The sequence below is a fragment of the Xanthomonas graminis pv. graminis genome (genome assembly GCF_030168915.1).
GTDB lineage: Bacteria > Pseudomonadota > Gammaproteobacteria > Xanthomonadales > Xanthomonadaceae > Xanthomonas_A > Xanthomonas_A translucens.
In genome coordinates, this window is sequence record NZ_CP076255.1 from 3,753,031 (window position 1) to 3,771,906 (window position 18,876).

Consider the following 18,876-nt stretch of genomic DNA (forward strand, 5'->3'; position numbering starts at 1 on the left):
CGGGTCCGGCCAGGTGGCGGCAGTGTCGAGCGGGTGGCCTGGCCGCGCACTGCGCGGCCGGCCGGCTTACTTGGTCAGGATCAGCTTGTCGTTGCTGGTATGGCGCAGGCGATAGACGCGATCGCCATGCTGGATCAGCACTTCGCGGCGCCCTTTCAGCAGCGCTTCGCTGCTGATCGTCTCTTCGACCGGGACCGCGCGCGGCAGCGCACGCTCGCGCAGGCTCAGGGTTTCGGGGTGACGCAACAGGACGGGTTGAGCGGTCATGGTCGGGCTCCGTACACAGGGGTCGATACGGATGATAATGATTCTCAATAGTTAAGCAAGAGCCGTTCTCGTTTGCTGCGATTCAAGATGCCGATTGAAGTTCAAATTTCGGAAGTGCCCGTGAATGATACGACCCAGAGGTCCGCAAGCTGCAACGGCCATCCATACCAAGCGCACGCACCAGCTCACACCACCGCGGCCTCGACCTGCGCCCACAACGCCGGATCCTCGCGCGTGGCCAGTTGCAGCGCGTCGAAGTTCTCCAACAACTGGGCGACGCGGCTGGCGCCGAGGATCACCGTGGACACGTGCGGATTGCGCAGGCACCAGGCGATCGCCAGCGCCGCCGGCGCCACGCCCTCGGCGGCGGCCAGCGCGGTGAAGCGGCGCGCGCGCTCCACCCGGCGCTGCGCCGGCGGCCCGATCACTTCGTCGTGCAACCAGGCGTTGCTCGCCTGGCCCAAGCGCGACGCCGGATCGATGCCGTCGTTGTACTTGCCGGTCAGCAGGCCCGAGGCCAGCGGCGACCAGATCGTGGTGCCGAGGCCGAGTTCGGCGTACAGCGGCGCGTAGTCCTGCTCCACGCGCTGGCGATGCAGCAGGTTGTATTGCGGCTGCTCCATCGACGGCCCCTGCAGGCCGAGCGCCTGCGCCAGCTGCGCGGCCTCGCGAATGCGGTCGGCCGGCCACTCGGAGGTCCCCCAGTACAGCACCTTGCCCTGCCGCACCAGCGCATCCATCGCGCGCACGGTTTCCTCCACCGGCGTGTCGGGGTCGGGGCGGTGGCAGTAGTACAGATCCAGATAGTCCACCCGCAGCCGCTTCAGCGCGGCATGGCAGGCGTCGGTGACGTGCTTGCGCGACAGCCCGCGCTGGGTCGGGCGCGGCGCAGCGACCGCGCCGAAGTAGACCTTGCTGGACACGCAATAGCCATCGCGCGGCAACCGCAGATCGGCGATCACATCGCCGATCACCTGCTCGGCGCGGCCGTGCGCATAGACCTCGGCGTTGTCGAAGAAGTTGACCCCATGGTCCCAGGCGGCGGCGATCAGGTTGCGCGCTTCGTCGCGGCCGATCTGTCCGCCGACGTTGATCCAGGCCCCGAACGACAGCGCCGACAGCTGCAAGCCGGTGGCGCCAAGGCGACGGTAGTGCATGCGAATTCCTCCTGCGGTGTACGCCAGCGAACGTGGCCGGCGGGCGGCCGCACAGTGTAGCGAGGCGACCGTCACGCGCTCGCATTCCACGCGCTGCCTGGAACGGCACCCGATTTCCTGCGCTGAACCGGGTTTACCTTGCCGCCCGTCACCCCCTGCACTACGCTCCCTCTCTTTGGTCCGGCGATCCAGGGGAAGCAGATGGTCGAAGGTTTGGGGAGGATCGGCTTCGGCCTGTTCGGATTGGCGGTGCTGATCGGGATCACCTGGCTGTTCTCGAACAACAAGCGCGCGGTCGACTGGAAGCTGGTCGCGACCGGCCTGGTCCTGCAGATCGGATTCGCCTCGCTGGTGCTGCTGGTGCCGGGCGGGCACGAGGTCTTCAACTGGCTGGGACAGCTGTTCGTGAAGGTGCTGAGTTTCGTCAACGAAGGCTCCAACTTCATCTTCGGCAGCCTGATGGACACCACCAGCAACGGCTTCATCTTCGCCTTCCAGGTGCTGCCGACAATCATTTTCTTCTCGGCGTTGATGGGCGTGCTCTACCACCTGGGGGTGATGCAGGCGGTGGTGCGGATGATGGCCTGGGCGATCACCAAGGTGATGCGCGTGTCCGGCGCGGAGACAACTAGCGTCTGCGCCAGCGTGTTCATCGGCCAGACCGAGGCGCCGCTGACGGTGCGCCCGTACATTCCGAAAATGACCGAGTCCGAGCTGCTGACGATGATGATCGGCGGCATGGCGCATATCGCCGGCGGCGTGCTGGCCGCCTATGTCGGCATGCTCGGCGGCAGCGATCCGGCGCAGCAGGCGTTCTACGCCAAGCACCTGCTGGCGGCGAGCATCATGGCCGCGCCGGCGACGCTGGTGGTGGCCAAGCTGCTGATCCCGGAAACTGGCACGCCGCTGACCCGCGGCACGGTCAAGATGGACGTGGAGAAGACCACCAGCAACATCATCGACGCGGCCGCCGCCGGTGCCGGCGACGGCTTGCGCCTGGCGCTGAACATCGGCGCGATGCTGCTGGCCTTCATCGCGCTGATCGCGCTGGTCAACGCGCCGCTGACCTGGCTCGGCGACGCCACCGGCCTGGCCGCGGCGATCGGCCGCCCGACCAACCTGGCCACCATCTTCGGCTACCTGCTGGCGCCGATCGCCTGGGTGATCGGCACGCCGTGGGCGGACGCGACCACGGTCGGCTCGCTGATCGGGCAGAAGGTCGTGATCAACGAGTTCGTCGCCTACAGCGAGCTGTCGAAAATCGTCAAGGGCGAGATCCCCGGCATGCAACTGAGCGAGGAAGGCCGGCTGATCGCCACCTACGCGCTGTGCGGCTTCGCCAACTTCAGCTCGATCGCGATCCAGATCGGCGGCATCGGCGGGCTGGCCCCGGAGCGGCGCCAGGACCTGGCGCGGTTGGGCCTGCGCGCGGTGCTCGGCGGTTCCATCGCCACCTTCATGACCGCCACCATCGCCGGCGTGCTGTCGCACTTCGGCTGATGCGATTTCCCTTTTCCCAGTCCTTGTTGAGAAGCAGCACATGCCTATGAGTTCGGTCATCGTCGTCGGTTCGTTCAATGTCGACCACGTCTGGCGCTGCGAAACCCTGCCCGCCGCGGGCGCGACCATCGCCGGTCGCTACAGCACCGGCCCCGGCGGCAAGGGCTTCAACCAGGCGGTGGCGGCCGCCCGCGCCGGCGCCCACACCAGCTTCGTCTGCGCGCTCGGCGACGATCCCGGCGGCGCGATGGCGCGCGCGCTGGCGGCGCAGGACGGCATCGAGCTGGCCGCCGAGGCCAGCGCCGAGCCGACCGGCACGGGCGGCATCTACGTCGACGGCCACGGCCGCAACACCATCGTCATCGGCGCCGGCGCCAACGCCGCGCTGAGCCTGGGCTTCGTGCAGGCGCAGCGCGCGCTGCTGGGCTCGGCGCGGGTGCTGCTGGCGCAGCTGGAATCGCCGATCGAGACCATCGAGGGCACCCTGGCGCTGGCCCGCGAGACCGGCCTGACCACAGTGCTCAACGCCGCGCCGGCGAATGCGCAGACCAGCATCGGCCTGCTCAAGCTGGCCGACGTGCTGACCCCGAACGAAACCGAGTTCGCCGCGCTGCTGGCGCGCCACGTCGGCGAGCGCGTGGATGCCGACGATGTCGCCGCCACCGATGGCGGCAGCCTGCACGCGCTGTGCCGCAAGCTGTTGCCGGGCGGCACCGTGGTGGTCACGCTGGGCGCGGTCGGCGCGTTCATCTCGCATCCGGAAGATCGCCTGCGCGGCGACACCCAGCCGTATTACCGCATCGGCGCCGAGGCGGCGCAGACCGTGGACACCACCGGCGCCGGCGATGCCTTCAACGGTGCGCTGGTGGCCTCGCTGGCGCAGTCGCCGAACGCCAGCTTCGCCACCCACGTGCGCTTCGCCAACCACTACGCAGCGCGTTCGACCGAGGCCGAAGGCGCCGCGGCGTCGATGCCGCGACTGGCGCCGGACGCCGGCTGAGCCGTGCGCGCCGATGGCGGCCTCCGTTCCCGTTCGCCCAGACCACTGCACTCACTGCCCGTCGCCGCGACGGGCCTGCATCCCGACAAGGCGTTTTCGATGCCCCGTCTTTGCGTCGCCGCCCTCGCCGCGCTGTGCGCGCTGCTTGCCCCGCTGTGCGCCGTCGCCGCGCCGCGCTGCGACTGGAACAGCGCGGTCGCCGACGCCGACCGCGCCGCGGTGACCGTCGCGGCGGACAGCCTGCAACAGGCGATCGCGCCGCATTACGCCGATGCCGACCAGGAACACGGCGCGGCGCTGGCGCGCACGCTGTTGCAGCGCGCGCAGTCGCCGCAGCTGCCGGGCAAGCTGGAGGTCCGCTGGAAGGTGCGTTCGATCCAGGTCGAGCCGCGCTTCGCCTATGCCTACCCCTACTTCAAGGCCGAGATCGCGCGCGATCCCTGCGGCTATCGCCTGCGCAAGACCAGCGGCTCGCAGCGCCGCAGCGGCACGCTGTCTGCGCTGGCCAAGGACAGCCGCGCATTCGCGTTCCTGGGTACCAGTACGGTCAACGACGATCCGCCGGGCCACTACGCGCCCGGCAACGTCGCCGACGGCAGCAAGGGCAACAGCGTCGGCCGCCTGGTGGCGCTGGGACCCGACGAACTGCTGCTGATCCTGGACGGCAACGCCAAGGGCTTCGAGCTATACCAGCTGATCCGCTGAAGCACGCGCGGCCGGCGCGCGCATGCCGTGTCCGCGCCGCCGGCACAACGGCGACATCTGACTGACATCGAACTGCGGCACACCGGTCACACTACCCGCGCAACTGCGATTGCGCGTCCTCGCATCGCCACGATCGCTGTTCCCACGCGGCGCCAAGGCGATGCGTCCAGCGCGCGCCAAAACCGACATCTGCCAACGCCGGTCATCAGCGCGTTTATAAACACTTGCGCGTAATGTGCAGGCGTTCCGGTTCGCAGACGCCGATGCTTGTTAGATTCGCCGGCGCTCGGCAATCGCGCGTCGTGTCGCACAGCGCGACCGTCTCCTGTGCACCCGGCCTTACACCTTTCCCCCTCCAAAAAACTGACCACTCCCGATGAAGATGCACACAGGATTGAGCAAGTCCGCGTTGCCCTGCGCGTTGCTGAGCGTTTTGTTGAGTTCCTGCGGCGGCGACGACCCGGACGGCAGCGGCGCGGCCGCTGCCGCCGACCTGACCATGACCACGCCGAGCGCGTGGTCGGTCACCACACGCACCCCGGCCGCCGCGCCGCGCGCTGCCGCGGCCACTGCCGCCGCGGCCAGCGAAACACCCGACGCATCGCTGCGCCGGCCGCTGTCGCCGCACCAGCCGATGTTCCTGATCCATGCCGACACCTGGAACACGGCCGACCCGCAGAAGATCATCGACCTGATTCCGGCCGACCTGCGTCCTTACACCGTGCTGCTGATCTCCCTGTCGATCAATCACCAGGGCGCCACCGGCAATCAATGCAACTGGATACAGGTGGAGAACGGCCTGGAAACCGCGCGTTCCTGGATCAAGACCGCGGCGGCCAATGGCGTGTGGGCGATGATCCAGCCCTCCAGCGGCGGTTTCAGCCACCTCCCCGACTACGCGCCGAATGCAGACCTGGAAGCGACGGCCTACGGCGAATTCTTCCGCGACTACCCCAACTTCATCGGCTTCAACTACGCCGAGCAGTTCTGGGGATTCGACCAGCCCTGCTCGGGTTCGCCCGCGCAACGCTGGGAACACTGGGCCAACCTGCTCAAGCTCACCAACAAGTACGGCGGCTATCTGGCGGTCAGTTTCACCGGCGGCTTCTACGGCGCCAACATCAATCCGCTGGCCATGGTCAAGCGCAACCAGATCTTCAGGAACGCCCTGGGTTCCTATGCCAAGAATTTCATCATCGAAGAGAAATTCACCGCCGATTACGGCTACCACGACATCGAGAGCGTGAGCCTGGGCATGTTCCTGTCCGGCTACGCCGGTCACTACGGCATCCGCCCGGATCGCACCGGCTGGTACAGCAGCGACGGCAGCAGCTATCCGGTGCAGGCCGGCTCGCCGCACCTGATCGAGCACCTGACCTTCACCGGCGAGACCGTGTTCGACGGCCCCGAGCAGATCACCCTGGATGCGGTGCACACCCTGCCGAACGCGATCACCAGCGACGGCTACAACAGCCGCCGTTGGGAGTTCTACCCGCATTTCCGCAATCTACAGCTGGACATCTACCGCAAGATCCTGGACGGCACGCTGCGCATCCTCAGCCGCCAGGAAGTGATCGACCGCTCCAAGGTCGTGATCGTCAACGACACCACCACCGGCGACGACAGGAACCTGTATTCCTCGCCGGAAACGCTGTTCTCCGGGCTGTACCTGCTGGACGGCGACGGCACCTACCTGAACCAGCACAGCTGGTACAAGAAGACCGGGCGCTATCCGGCCATCCCCACCGTCTGGCAGCTGACCGACGCCACCGCCAAGTCGTTCAAGGTGCAAATCGCCAAGACCACGTATGCGGCGCGCTGGCCGACCATGAGCGCCAAGCTCAACGAACTCAATGCGCTGTTCCCGCAGGAATACACCGGCACCATCTACGCCGGGCGCCAGGACAACACCTGGGTCACCTACAACCCGTCCAAGGCCAACCAGACCGCCAGCGGCACCATCCCGCTCAAGTACAACAGCTGCGCCGCGGTCAGCGTGAACTACGCGCCCTACACCAGCGGCGTGATCAAGGAATTCCCCGACAGGCTGTCGATCTATCTGAACAACTTCGACTCCCCCGACGGAGCGCTGAAGACCGATACGATCGATATCGACGGCGCCACCACCACCCCGACCTACAGCTTCGCCGATCGCGGCGATCACCAGCCCAGCAAGGTCACCAGCGCGGCGACCGCGGACGGGCTGACGCTGAGCGTGGCGCACAATGGGCCGCTGGACATCACCGTGCACTGCACCGGCAACGCCAGCGGCCGCGCGAGCTCCGCCCCGGTGGCGAGCCTGCAGGCGCCGGACGCGCCGCCCGCCTACACCGGCGTGCAGCAGTACGAGGCGGAGAACTTCGATTTCCGCAACATCCGCAGCCTGGTCGCCAACGGCGTCTCCGGCCCGCTGCGCAACTACCAGGGGATGGGCTACGTCGACTTCGGCACCGGCGGCGGCGCCAGTATCCGCGACGATGTCCGCGTCGCCAGCGCCGGCACCTATCAGTTGCAGACCCGGTATTCGACCGCCGGCGCGAGCATCGCTAACGTGGACCTGTACGTCAACGGCAGCAAGGTCGGCACGCCGGTGTTCGCGCAGACCGCCTCGGCCAGCGACTGGGCGACGCTGCAGCAACCGGTGACGTTGAACGCCGGCAGCAACCGCATCGAGTTCCGCGCCAACGGAACCCGGCCTGCCTCGCTGTACCTGGACAACATCCGCCTGTCGCACTAGCCGACGCGGGGCGGCGCGGCGGACAGCCGGCGCGCCGCCAACCGCCGCGACCTGGGCGTCACGGGGAGGCGGCGCGGTGGCCGCCCCGCTACACTGGCGGCATGCGTATCGGCCCCTACACGATCGAACCGAAGGTGATCCTGGCGCCGATGGCCGGGGTCACCGACAAGCCGTTCCGGCTGCTATGCAAGCGCCTGGGCGCCGGCCTGGCGGTGTCGGAGATGACCATTTCCGACCCGCGCCTGTGGCAGACGCGCAAATCGCTGCAGCGCATGGACCATGCCGGCGAACCGGACCCGGTCAGCGTGCAGATCGCCGGCACCGAGCCGCAGCAACTGGCCGAGGCCGCGCGCTACAACGCCGACCACGGCGCGCAATTGATCGACATCAACATGGGCTGCCCGGCGAAGAAGGTGTGCAACGCCTGGGCCGGCTCGGCACTGATGCGCGACGAGGCGCTGGTGGCGCGCATCCTCAGCGCGGTGGTGAACGCCTCGCCGGTGCCGGTGACGCTGAAGATCCGCACCGGCTGGGATTGCGACCACCGCAACGGCCCGGCCATCGCGCGCATCGCGCAGGACTGCGGCATCGCCGCGTTGGCGGTGCACGGCCGCACCCGCGACCAGCACTACAACGGCCAGGCCGAATACGCCACGATCGCGCAGATCAAGGCCGCGCTGCGCATCCCGGTGATCGCCAACGGCGACATCGATTCGCCGCACAAGGCCGCGCAGGTGCTGGCCGCCACCGGCGCCGACGCGGTGATGGTCGGGCGCGCCGCGCAGGGCCGGCCGTGGATCTTCGGCGAGATCGCGCATTACCTGGCCAGCGGCGAACTGCTGCCGGCGCCCTCGCTGCCCTTCGTGCGCGACACCCTGCTCGGCCACCTGCAGGCCCTGCACGCGTTCTACGGCGAAGCGCAGGGCGTGCGCATCGCGCGCAAGCACCTGGGCTGGTACGCCAAGGACCGCCCCGAGAACGCGGCGTTCCGCGCCGTGGTCAACCGCGCCGAGAGCGCTGACGCGCAGCTGCGGCTGACCAGCGACTACTTCGATGCGCTGATCGCCGGCGTGCCGCCCGCCTTGCCTGCGGCGGCCTGAGCGCCGCCGCGCAGGACCGCATCCCGCGTTCGCAGCAGATTCTCCCCGGCTCCGCTCAGTGCGAACCGGGCGCCGCCGCGCCGGCCGGCGCCACCGCTGCCGGCTCGGTCCAGATGCGCCGCCACATCCGCGCCAGCGCCGCGCCGATCTGCCCACGCGCCACCGGCGCGCGGTACGCGGCCTGCAACTGGCGCGGTTCGATCGCCTGCCAGCCGTCGCCGTGCTGCCGCGCCACCGCGAAGTTGAAGTTGTAGTCCGGCTCCAGGCCCATGCGCAGATCGCTGAGCACCAATTCGCCGTCCTCGACCTGGGCGCGCATGAAGCCGCGGTTGAACCAGGCCAGCCGCTGTACCGCCGGCAGTGCGCGCACTTCGCCCAGCGCCTGAGTGTTGGACGGGTACCCCTGGAAGCGCATCGGCCCGTGGTCGGCGACCAGCGAGCGTTCGCCGATCACGTAGCCGCTCGGGGTCATCGCCACGACCCGCCACAGCAGCGTGTTGAACGGCATCGGCACCGAGAAGCGCGGCGCGTGCTGCAGGCCCATCGCCGCCAGCGCGCGGTCGGCCTGGCGATCGACCAGGTGCTTGGCCAGCAGCGACCAGCCCAGGTAGGCGCTGCTCAGGATCAGCCCGGCCAGCAGCGCCTGCTGCGCCACGCGCCGCGCACGCGCCCACCAGGCGATGGCGCAGGCCACGAGCAGCCACAGGGTGTAGCCCGGATCGATGATGAACACGCTGGACCACATCGCCGGCGGCGGCCGCAGCGGCCACCACAGCTGGGTACCGTAGACGGTGAACGCATCGAGCAGCGGATGCGTGATCAGGGCCAGCTGCATCGCCCAGAACCAGCGTCGTGGCGATGCCGCGACACGGCCACGGCCGAAGCGCCAGTACAGCCACCAGATCAGCCAGCCGAGCAACGGCAGCACGAACAGTGAATGGCTGAAACTGCGGTGCACCGTCATCAGCGTGACCGGGTCGCGGGTCAGCGGCAACAGCAGCAGCGCATCGAGATCGGGGACGGTGCCGAGCGCGGCGCCGGCGAGCAGCGCGGCACGGCGCTGCTGCGCGGGCGCGATGGCGGCGGCGACGGCGGCGCCGAGCACGATCTGGGTGAGGGAGTCCATCGGCCGATGCTAGCAGGCGATGGGTCGTGGGCGATTTGAAGAAACCGCGAGGCCGTCGTTGGCTCTCAAGGGACCTGCGGCTAATCCGTTGGATGCACTCCGGCTGGCCTTCGGGCCATCCGTAGTTCGGAACGCTTCCACGACCAATCGGCTTACTGGCTTCGTTCGTCGCGGCTAAAGCCGCTCCTACACGGCCTGCGGATCGCCTGCTGGGTGCACTGTAGGAGGGGGCTTCAGCCCCGACAGGCAGTGTCCGGAGCCGGTGTAGTTACGACTCCGCTGGTCGCGGCTGAAGCCGCTCCTACAGGTGGAGTGAGCCTGGCGCGGGCCGACGGGAATGCGGCCACCACAACCAGCGCGCGATCATGCCGCCTGTGGCAGGCGCAACACGCGCGGGGCCAGGGTCTGCAGCACCTGCCCGGTATGCGACAGCAACTGCAGCCGGCCCTGGTGGTCCTCGCTCAGCGCGGTGAGGCTCTCGACCCAGTCGCCATCGTTGGCGTAGACCAGGCCGTCGCGCTCGAACAGGCCGGCGCGGTGGACATGGCCGCAGACCACGCCGTCCAGGCCGCGGCGCCGCGCGTCGTCCAGCCCGGCGTCGACGAAGCGCTCGATGTAGCGCTCGGCGGCGCTGCTCTGCCGCTTCAGGTAATCGGCCAGCGACCAGTAGCGCATGCCGAAGCGGCGGCGCACGCGGTTGGTCAGCTGGTTGCCGGTGAGGATGCGGTAGTACAGCCAGTCGCCGAATTTCTCCTGCAGACCGCCGAACTGGGTGACTGCGTCGTAGTCGTCGCCGTGCACCACCAGCAGCCGGCGCCCGTCGGCGGTCACGTGCACCGCGCGCCGGCGCACCTGCATCGCCGGCAGCGCCAGGCCGCAGAAGCGGCGGATCGGTCGGTCGTGGTTGCCGGGCACATAGATCAGTTCGGTGCCACCGCGCGCCAGCGCGTGCAGCGCATCGATCACGCGCTGGTGCGCCGCGCCCCACACCGCGCGGCGCTGCGCCATCCACCAGAAATCGACGATGTCGCCGACCAGATACAGCTGCTTGCACTGCAGGCCGCCGAGGAAATCGGCCAGTTCGCGCGCGTGGCAATGCGGCGCGCCCAGGTGCACGTCGGACACGAACACCGCCCGGCGCGGGGGCGGAGACAGGCTGCTCACATTGTTCATGCCGTCACCTCAGCTTCGCTACGTGGCCGTTCCAGGTAGCGCACGCGCTTCTTGCTGCGGATGCGCTGCAGATCCAGTTCGATCAGGCCATCGACCGCGTCGTTGAACGCAGGATCGACGCCGAAGGCGAGGAAGCGTGCGCCGCCCGGCTCGCACAACTCGGTGTATTGCTTGTAGAGCATCGGCACCGCCGCGCCGAGCGCGTCCAGGTTGCCCTTGAGCACCTTGAACGCGGTCTCCGCGTCCAACGCGTCGAACGCCGGCGGCGCCTGCGAATAGTCGAACGGCCGCGCCGAGGCGGCTTCGCCCAGCGCATCGCCGTAGTAGCGCGCGTAGTAGGCCACGATCTGTTCGCGCGCCTGCTGCGGCAGCGCCGCGCTGATCGAGACCGCCCCGTACAGGTAGCGCACCTGCGGGTAGTCGCGCAGGTAGGCGCCGATGCCCTGCCACAGGTAGTCGATGCTGCGGCTACCCCAGTAGTCGGGCACCACGAAGCTGCGGCCGAGCTCCATGCCGGCGGCGATGCGCGGCAGCAGCGCTTCGCCGTAGCGGAACAGCCCGGCGGTGTAGAAGCCGGCCAGGCCGCGCTCGGCCAGCACCGGCGCGCCGCGGGCCACGCGGTAGGCGCCGACCACGCGCGCGGCGGCGCCGTCCCACAGCACGATGTGCTCGTACCAGGTGTCGTAGTCGTCCAGATCCAGGCGCCGGCCGGTGCCCTCGCCGACCGCGCGGAAGGTCAGCTCGCGCAGGCGGCCGATCTCGCGCAGCAGCGCCGAACCGGCGCGCAGCCGGCCTACGCGGATCTGCTTGCCGTCCACGGTCTGGCCCAGGCTGTGCAGCGCGCCGAACTCTGCCGCCACCGCCGCCGGATCCCCGGCGTCGACCAGCGGCTCTTCGCTAGCCGCGGGCGCGCTCGCGCCGGCACGGCCGAGCGCATACAGCTCGCGACGCAGGCCGCGCATCAGTTCGGCGTCGGACTGGCCCTGCGGCAGCGCGCGGGCGTGGCCCAGGCTCAGCGCGATGCGGCGCTCGCGGCGGGCGAACATCTCCCGCGCCAGCAACGCGGTGCCGGCCGGCTTGAACAGCGCCGAGGCGCCGTAGAACAACGCCGAATTGCGCGCATGGATGCGCACCGGCAGCACCGGGGTGGCGGTGCGCAGCGCGAAGCGGGTGAAGCCGCGGCGCCAGCGCCCGTCGGCCACCCCGCCCCAGCCCAGCCGCGAGACTTCGCCGGCCGGGAACACGATCACGCACTGCTCCTGCTCCAGCGCCTGCTCGATCGCGCGCACGCTGGCCGGCGACGGCGCGCCGCCGAGGATGCGCACCGGCAGCAGCAACTCGCGCAGGCCTTCCAGCGCCCACAGGAAATCGTTGGCGACGATCTTCACGTCGCGCCGCACCTGGCCCACGCAATCCAGCAGTGCCAGCGCGTCCAGCGCCCCGGAAGATGGTTGGCGACGATCAGCAGGCGCCCGCGTGCCGGAATGCACGCGGCAGGGGTCGGCCCGACCACGTAGCGCGCCTGCAGGAAATCCATCCCGGCCTGGACCAGGGCGAAGCCGCGCAGTTCGTGACTGGCGTCCAGGAACGCGTCCAGCGCATCCAGGCCCGACCATTTCTGCAGGCCGCGCAACAGCGGGCGCACCAGCCGCGAGCGGCGCCCGGCAAACCAATGTGGGTAGCGATCCTGCAGACGACGTTCGAGTGCGAGCACGGCAAGCCCTCTTGCTGATTGCGCACAGCTTCGGCCCCCGCAGCGACACCGATCTTGCAATATGACTACGGCAAAGTGACGCCCGCAGCTCCGCCGGCTGAGCGGTTAACCTTGCCTAACGCCGCCAGCGGCACAATGCACAGCAGCGCGCGCCCGTGTATCATGCGTGTCCATCTTTTCATCCGAATACAAGGATATAGCCGCGATGTCCAGCTATCTCTTCACCTCCGAGTCGGTCTCCGAAGGCCACCCGGACAAGATCGCCGATCAGATCTCCGATGCGGTGCTCGACGCGATCCTGACCCAGGACAAGCGCGCGCGCGTGGCCTGCGAAACGCTGGTCAAGACCGGCGTGGCGATCGTCGCCGGCGAAATCACCACCAGCGCCTGGATCGACCTGGAAGCGCTGACCCGCAAGGTGATCCTGGACATCGGCTACAACAGCTCCGACGTCGGCTTCGACGGCGAGACCTGCGGCGTGCTCAACCTGATCGGCAAGCAGTCGCCGGACATCAACCAGGGCGTGGACCGCAAGAAGCCGGAAGAACAGGGCGCCGGCGACCAGGGCCTGATGTTCGGCTACGCCACCCGCGAGACCGACAGCTTCATGCCGGCGGCGATCCACCTGGCGCACCGCCTGGTCGAGCAGCAGGCCAAGGTCCGCAAGAAGAAGAACTCGCCGCTGGCGTGGCTGCGCCCCGACGCCAAGAGCCAGGTCACCCTGCGCTACGAAGACGGCGTGGCGACCGCGATCGACGCGGTGGTGCTGTCCACCCAGCACGATCCGGACGTCAAGCAGAAGCACCTGGTCGAAGCCGTGCGCGAGGAAATCCTCAAGCCGGTGCTGCCGGCCAAGTGGCTGCACAAGGGCACCAAGTTCCACATCAACCCGACCGGCAAGTTCGTGATCGGCGGGCCGGTGGGCGACTGCGGCCTGACCGGGCGCAAGATCATCGTCGACACCTACGGCGGCTGGGCGCGCCACGGCGGCGGCGCGTTCTCCGGCAAGGATCCGTCCAAGGTCGACCGTTCCGCGGCATACGCGGCGCGCTACGTGGCCAAGAACGTGGTCGCCGCCGGCCTGGCCGACCGCTGCGAAGTGCAGGTCTCCTACGCCATCGGCGTGGCCGAGCCGACCTCGATTTCGGTCACCACCTTCGGCACCGGCAAGATCGCCGACGACAAGATCGAGAAGCTGATCCGCAAGCACTTCGACCTGCGTCCGTACGGCATCCTGCAGATGCTCGACCTGATCCACCCGATGTATCAGCAGACCGCCTCGTACGGCCACTTCGGCCGCACCCCGAAGGCGTTCACCTACACCGACGGCACCGGCGCGCAGCACAGCGCCACGGCGTTCTCGTGGGAAAAGACCGACCGCGCCGATGCGCTGCGCGCGGACGCGAAGCTGAAGTAAACCGGCGCTTCAGTGCCTGCACGAAAACGGGCCGCATCGCGGCCCGTTTCTTTTGGTTGGTCGCGGCGGCGATGGCGCGCAATCCGCTCCCTGTAGGAGCGGCTTCAGCCGCGACCGGGCGTTCCCGGTAACGCTCGGTCGCGGCTGAAGCCGCTCCTACACGGGCGGCGGCAACCGCGCGGATACGTCATGCTGCGGCGCAGGCAATGCGCCTGCTGCCGCAGCGCCGCCAACTCAGCCGCGCCGCTGCAGCGATTCCTGCAAGACCTTCTGGAACTGCGGCAACGTGCACAGCTGGGTCTTGGCGTCGCTGCAGCCGGGCACGCGCAAGGTCTGCAGCAGCGGCGGCTTGCGCAGGCTCAGCGGGGTCAGCGCACGCAGCTGGTCCAGCGATTGCGCCTGATAGCGCAGGCGCACGTAGCGCTGGCCGCTGCGCACGTCGCGCAGCTGCTCGAGCACCAGCGCGCCGCCCGGCGGCGAGTCGTCCTGGCCGAAACCGGGCAGATGGAAGTGCAGGTCGAGCAAGCCGCTGAGCGCGGCGATATGGGTATCGCTGGCAACCAGCACGCTCAGCTTCGGCGCGTGCGCCACGCCAAGCGTGTCCAGCACCCGCCGCGCCAGCGGCGCGCCGGCGCGCGCGGCCATGTACTGCGGCCGCGCATAGATCTCGAACAGCAACGCATGCAGCCGCGACACCACGCCGATGCGTTCGCGGGTGGCGCGGCCCCAGCCGACCTGGTCCAGCGGCAGGCCTTCGGCGTATTGCAGGATGAGCACCTCGGCGGTGCCGGAGGTCAGGTCCAGCGGACCGTGCATGGCGATGCCGCGGCCATTGGCGCTGGCGCTCAGCGACGAGGGCATGTGCGCGAAATCGCAGGTCTTCGCGCTGCAGCCGAGGATCTGCTGCATCGTGCGCAGTTCCTTCGCATAGGGCGCGACCACCGCGCCGGGACCGCCGGTCTGGCGCTGGATCGAGGCCACCGCCGCGTCCGCGTCGAAGTCCACCGCACCGGCCTCGACCGGACGGAACAGCGGATCGTCGCTGCCTTGCGGCTGATGCCCGGCCTGCAGCCCGCAGCCGGGGGCCAGCGCCTCGGCCAGGATCTGCGCGCTGGCGATGGTGCGCTGGTCGGTGTTGGCGTAGACGCTGACCGCACCGGCCGCAGGACAGCCCGTGGCCGGCAGCACGCCGTCGCGCAGCAGCCATTGCCGGGTGTAGTCGCCGCTCAGCTGCACGCCGGTGCGGCCGTGCGCGGTCAGCAGGCTCGCCGGCGTGTCCCACACCGGCCACGGACGGTCGGCCAACGCCGCCGCCGCGGCCTCGCCCTGCAGCGGCGCGCGCACGCCGTGGCGAAACAGCATCACCACCTGCTCGACCTGCAACTGCGGCGCCGCAGCCTGCGCCGGCCGCGCCTGCGCGCCCGCCGTCGCCGCCGCCGCCGCCGCCGCGACCATCCACAGCATCCAACGCATGCACTTGCTCATCTTTATGTTCCAGTCAAAAAGGAAAATCGTTCGCGCTGCAGCCTCGCCGCAACGCGCAGTGCACCGGTCGCGGCGCAGTCTGCGCCGACCCACGGCGGACGGCGCAGGACGCGACTGCGTCACAGCCGCGACCGATCCATCGCGTGCCCTGGCCCAAGGCTACCAGCCTGCACCGATCATCATGCCGCCGCGCATGAACGCCAACGCGCGCCGCGGCAGTATGCCGCGACGCGCGAGGAAGGTCTGCCATGCGCAGACCGCTGGCTCAGAACGTGTACTTCACGGTCAGCAGGCTGGTGCGCCCGGCATCGACGATGTCCGAGATCGCGGTGCTGTTGCGGCCGACGTGCGCCCAGTAGCTGAGGCGATTGCTCAGGTTGGCCACCGACAGGTCGGCGCGCAGGTGCTCGTTCACCGCATAGCCCACGTGCAGATCGACGCGGGTGATCGGCTTCACCCACAGGTCGTCCCAGCTGGCGCCCTGGTCCAGGTAGTCGTAGACCGACACGTATTCGCCCGAGTAGTGGTAGCTCAGGTTCACCGACAACGGCCCCTTCTCGTAGAACAGCTCGGCATTGGCCATCAGGTCCGGCGCGTTCTGGATACGCTCGTCGTGGAAGCCGGTCATGCCCAGATCCACGCGGATGGACTGGCGGGTGACGTTGGCGCCGATGCCGAAGCCGTCCAGCGGCGCCGGCATGCCCTGCAGGGTCTGCCGCACCGCCGCTTCCACGCCCAGCACCTTGCCGTCGCCGCCGTTCTGCGGACGCACATAGTGCACGCCGGTGGCGTCGGTGTTGGCGCCGGCATTGGCCGCGTCCGAGCCGTTCTCGTAGATGTAGTCGGACAGGCGCTTGTAGTAGCCGGCCAGCATCGCGTGGCCGCCGACGCCGTTGTCCCATTCGCCGGACAGATCGACGTTGACCGCCTTGATCGGCTTCAGGTCGGGATTGCCTTCGGTGATGGTGGTGATGTTGTCGCTGGACACGGCGTAGTTGGCGCCGCCGCCGAGTTGCACGAACGCCGGGCGCGTGTAGCTGGTCCACACCGAGGCGCGGTACACCGCGTTGGCGTTGCCGGGGCGGTAGTTCAGGAACACGCTGGGCAACGGCACGTCGTAGGTCGTGTGGTTATTGCTGAAGAAACCCGGCATTTCCTCGACTGTCGGCTTGCCGGATCCGTTCTGCACGAGCGCTTCGGGCATCGTCCAGTAAGTGTTGCGAATGCGGGTCTGTTCGAAGCGCAGGCCGGGGATGATCTCCAGGTCGCCGGTCTTGAACGTGGCCATCGCATACGCCGCGGCCACCGCCTCGGTGCCGCGCATGGTCGCGCAGTTCTGGTTGTTGATCGCCAGGCTGCCGCAGGTGTCGAAGCTGCCGGGGGTCAGGTACTGGGCGATCGAGGCCCTCAGCGACGAATTGCTGAGCTTGACCGTCGGGTAGTCGTACTTGCCCGGATACACCGCATCGTAGCTGCCGCTGACCAGGCCGCTGTTCTCCAGCAGGGTGCCGTCGGTGAACTTGGCGGTGGTCCAGTCGCGCGAGGTGTATTCGCGCGAGCTGTCCACGTACTTCACGCCGAACTGCAGGCTGCTCAGCGCGCCGGCGTCGAAATCGTAGCGCGCGTCGAACTTGGCGCCGCCCTTCTTCTGCCCGCTGTAGGACTTGGACAGCTGGCCGTGGCGGCGTGCGTACAGGCTGCCGATGTCGCTGGCCTGGGCCTGGATCGCCGGCGTCAGCAGCGGCATCGGGAAGCCTGCGCTGTCGTAGCCGACGAAGCTGTTGGCGCCGTAGGGGAACTGGGTGGAGGTGTACTGGTCCACGCGCGCGGAGACCTCGACGTGGTCCGGACGGTCGTTGTCGCCATAGCCGTAGAACAGGTTCGGCGACAGCGTCCAGTTGCCGAGCTGCTTGTCGGCGCCGAACTGGAACGTGGCGATGTCGGCCACTTCCGGGTTGGTCTCGTACCAATAGCGCACCGCGACGCGATTGATCTGCGGCTGGTACACGCCGGTCGTGCCGATCTGGGTCAGGCTGACGGTGGCCGGCACCAGCTGGGTGTAGCCGGTGTTCTGCTCGGTCTTGGCGTAGGCATAGGTCGCCCGCGCGTACAGCTGCAGGCTCGGGTCCACATGCCAGTCGAAGGAGACATTGCCGCCGTAGCGCTTGGTGTCGCCGCCGGAATAACCGATGTTGGCGCCGGTCGCCAGCAGCAGCGCTTCCGGGTTGTCGCCAGGCGCCGGCGCGCCGCTGGCGGTGGTGCGGGAGAAGTACTTCTTGTTCCAGTCGCCACGCGCGGCGGCGGCATTGGCCACTTCGCTGTTCACGTAGTGGCGCTCGTCGTAGTAGGCGCTGGCGTAGAAGCCGAACTGGCGTTCGTTGCCGAACTTGGCGTGGAACTCGCCGGCCGCGCCCTTGCCCAGGCCGCTCTCGTCGTAGTCGCGGGCGCGGCTTTCCATGCGCCCGCTGGCGGTGATGCTGCCGCCGAGCGCATCGCTGTAGTCGAAGCCGCTGGGCGTGCGGTAATCGATGGTGCCGCCGATCGCATCGCCGTCCATCGCCGCGGAGGAGGTCTTGTTCAACACGATGGTCTGCAGGCCCGACGGCGGCAGCAGGCTCAGCTGTACGCTGCGGCTGTACGGCATGCCCTGGGCGACGTTGACGCCGTTGATCAGGTTGACGTTGTATTCGGCATTGAGGCCGCGCACCGAGGCGAACATGCCTTCGCCGCGCGCGGCGCCGTCGACGCCGCCGAAATACGACTGCCCGGTGTTGACCACGTTGACGCCCGGCAACAGGCCCAGCGCCTCGGCGATGTTGTGCACGGCGGTGTACTTCAGGTCGTCGGCCGACAGCACGTTGGCGGTGTTGCTGGCCGCCATCTGCATGTCGGCGGCGGTGTAGCGGTTCGCCGCGACGGTCACGGTGGACAGGGTCTGCGGGTTGCCCTTGGCCGCGGCCGGCGCGGTGTCGTCGCTGGCGCTGCGCTGCGCCTGTTCCTGCGCGGCATCTTCGGCATCTTCGGCGTGGGCGGCGGCGGCGAAGGCCAGGCTCAGGGCCAGGGCGATGGAACCGGCAAGCCGATGCGGCCTGGCGCGGTGCGATACGTAATTCATGTGGATTCCATCAGGACGTGGGGTGGTGTCCCGGCACACAGCGACGCCGCAGCCGGACAAGGCAAAGCACTGCCCGTGTCGCCGGCGGCGAGCCGGCAACTGGGCGAACATCTGGGGAAGGTTCCGTGTCGGAGCCGGGCCGTGCGAACTGACGGCCCGTTAACAACTGCGGCGCATTGTGTGCGGCGATGTTTACAGATGCGTGACGGAATTCATAAGTGAACGGAAATGCGATACGTCAGTGATGCATACGCCTGCGTATCGCAAGCGCGCATGGCTGCGGCGCTTTCTCCATGACACATGGGGCTTAACCCGAATCCCACTGTAGGAGCGGCTTCAGCCGCGACGAACGAAGCGGCGGACCTGACGGCGACGGAGAC

At 68.7% G+C, this 18,876-nt stretch carries 12 protein-coding genes and 1 pseudogene; 6 read left to right on the top strand and 7 right to left on the bottom strand.

The genetic code is table 11. The annotated features are described in order from the left end of the window. Positions 1–66: 66 nt before the first annotated feature. Positions 67–267 (bottom strand): hemin uptake protein HemP, encoded by a 201-nt coding sequence (gene hemP / locus KHF85_RS16325; protein ID WP_009577197.1) that lies wholly within the window; start codon positions 265–267, stop codon positions 67–69. 185 nt (positions 268–452) lie between these two features. After that, entirely contained in the window at positions 453–1,424 is a 972-nt protein-coding gene (locus tag KHF85_RS16330) for an aldo/keto reductase (protein ID WP_284567461.1), read from the bottom strand. A 201-nt stretch (positions 1,425–1,625) separates the two neighbouring features. On the opposite strand from KHF85_RS16330, the gene KHF85_RS16335 reads away from it, so the two are divergent. The 5 genes from KHF85_RS16335 to dusB all read left to right on the top strand — a co-directional run bounded on the left by KHF85_RS16335 (position 1,626) and on the right by dusB (position 8,466). Continuing rightward, the gene (locus KHF85_RS16335; RefSeq protein ID WP_284567462.1) at positions 1,626–2,924 is read left to right on the top strand and encodes a NupC/NupG family nucleoside CNT transporter; all 1,299 of its coding nucleotides are present in this window, start codon (positions 1,626–1,628) and stop codon (positions 2,922–2,924) included. Between the two features lie 46 nt (positions 2,925–2,970). After that, on the top strand, positions 2,971–3,924 hold the full coding sequence (locus KHF85_RS16340) for a ribokinase (protein ID WP_284569581.1): 954 nt from the start codon (positions 2,971–2,973) through the stop codon (positions 3,922–3,924). A gap of 99 nt (positions 3,925–4,023) precedes the next feature. Further along, entirely contained in the window at positions 4,024–4,629 is a 606-nt protein-coding gene (locus KHF85_RS16345) for a DUF4893 domain-containing protein (RefSeq protein WP_284567463.1), read from the top strand. A 376-nt stretch (positions 4,630–5,005) separates the two neighbouring features. Beyond that, complete coding sequence (locus KHF85_RS16350; protein WP_284567464.1) at positions 5,006–7,366, top strand: glycoside hydrolase family 98 domain-containing protein; 2,361 nt, start codon at positions 5,006–5,008, stop codon at positions 7,364–7,366. 101 nt (positions 7,367–7,467) lie between these two features. Beyond that, the gene (gene dusB, locus KHF85_RS16355; RefSeq protein WP_284567465.1) at positions 7,468–8,466 is read left to right on the top strand and encodes a tRNA dihydrouridine synthase DusB; all 999 of its coding nucleotides are present in this window, start codon (positions 7,468–7,470) and stop codon (positions 8,464–8,466) included. A gap of 55 nt (positions 8,467–8,521) precedes the next feature. Here dusB and KHF85_RS16360 read toward each other — a convergent pair whose 3' ends face one another. The 3 genes and pseudogenes from KHF85_RS16360 to KHF85_RS16370 form a co-directional block, all read right to left on the bottom strand. After that, positions 8,522–9,592, bottom strand: a complete 1,071-nt coding sequence (locus KHF85_RS16360; protein WP_284567466.1) for a metal-dependent hydrolase — start codon at positions 9,590–9,592, stop codon at positions 8,522–8,524. A gap of 363 nt (positions 9,593–9,955) precedes the next feature. Further along, positions 9,956–10,765, bottom strand: coding sequence for a UDP-2,3-diacylglucosamine diphosphatase (locus tag KHF85_RS16365; RefSeq protein ID WP_284567467.1), 810 nt, complete (start codon positions 10,763–10,765; stop codon positions 9,956–9,958). Beyond that, positions 10,762–12,479, bottom strand: a pseudogene (locus KHF85_RS16370) (lysophospholipid acyltransferase family protein). The gene KHF85_RS16365 and the pseudogene KHF85_RS16370 overlap by 4 nt, the downstream one beginning before the upstream one ends. Positions 12,480–12,684: 205 nt before the next feature. On the opposite strand from KHF85_RS16370, the gene metK reads away from it, so the two are divergent. After that, complete coding sequence (gene metK, locus KHF85_RS16375) at positions 12,685–13,896, top strand: methionine adenosyltransferase (RefSeq protein WP_284567468.1); 1,212 nt, start codon at positions 12,685–12,687, stop codon at positions 13,894–13,896. A 234-nt stretch (positions 13,897–14,130) separates the two neighbouring features. Here the strand turns inward: metK and KHF85_RS16380 are convergent, their stop codons facing one another. Both KHF85_RS16380 and KHF85_RS16385 read right to left on the bottom strand, forming a co-directional pair. Further along, positions 14,131–15,381: a histidine-type phosphatase gene (locus tag KHF85_RS16380; RefSeq protein WP_284567469.1), complete on the bottom strand. Its 1,251-nt coding sequence runs from the start codon at positions 15,379–15,381 to the stop codon at positions 14,131–14,133. A 265-nt stretch (positions 15,382–15,646) separates the two neighbouring features. Then, on the bottom strand, positions 15,647–18,496 hold the full coding sequence (locus KHF85_RS16385) for a TonB-dependent receptor (protein WP_284567470.1): 2,850 nt from the start codon (positions 18,494–18,496) through the stop codon (positions 15,647–15,649). Between the last annotated feature and the right edge of the window lie 380 nt (positions 18,497–18,876).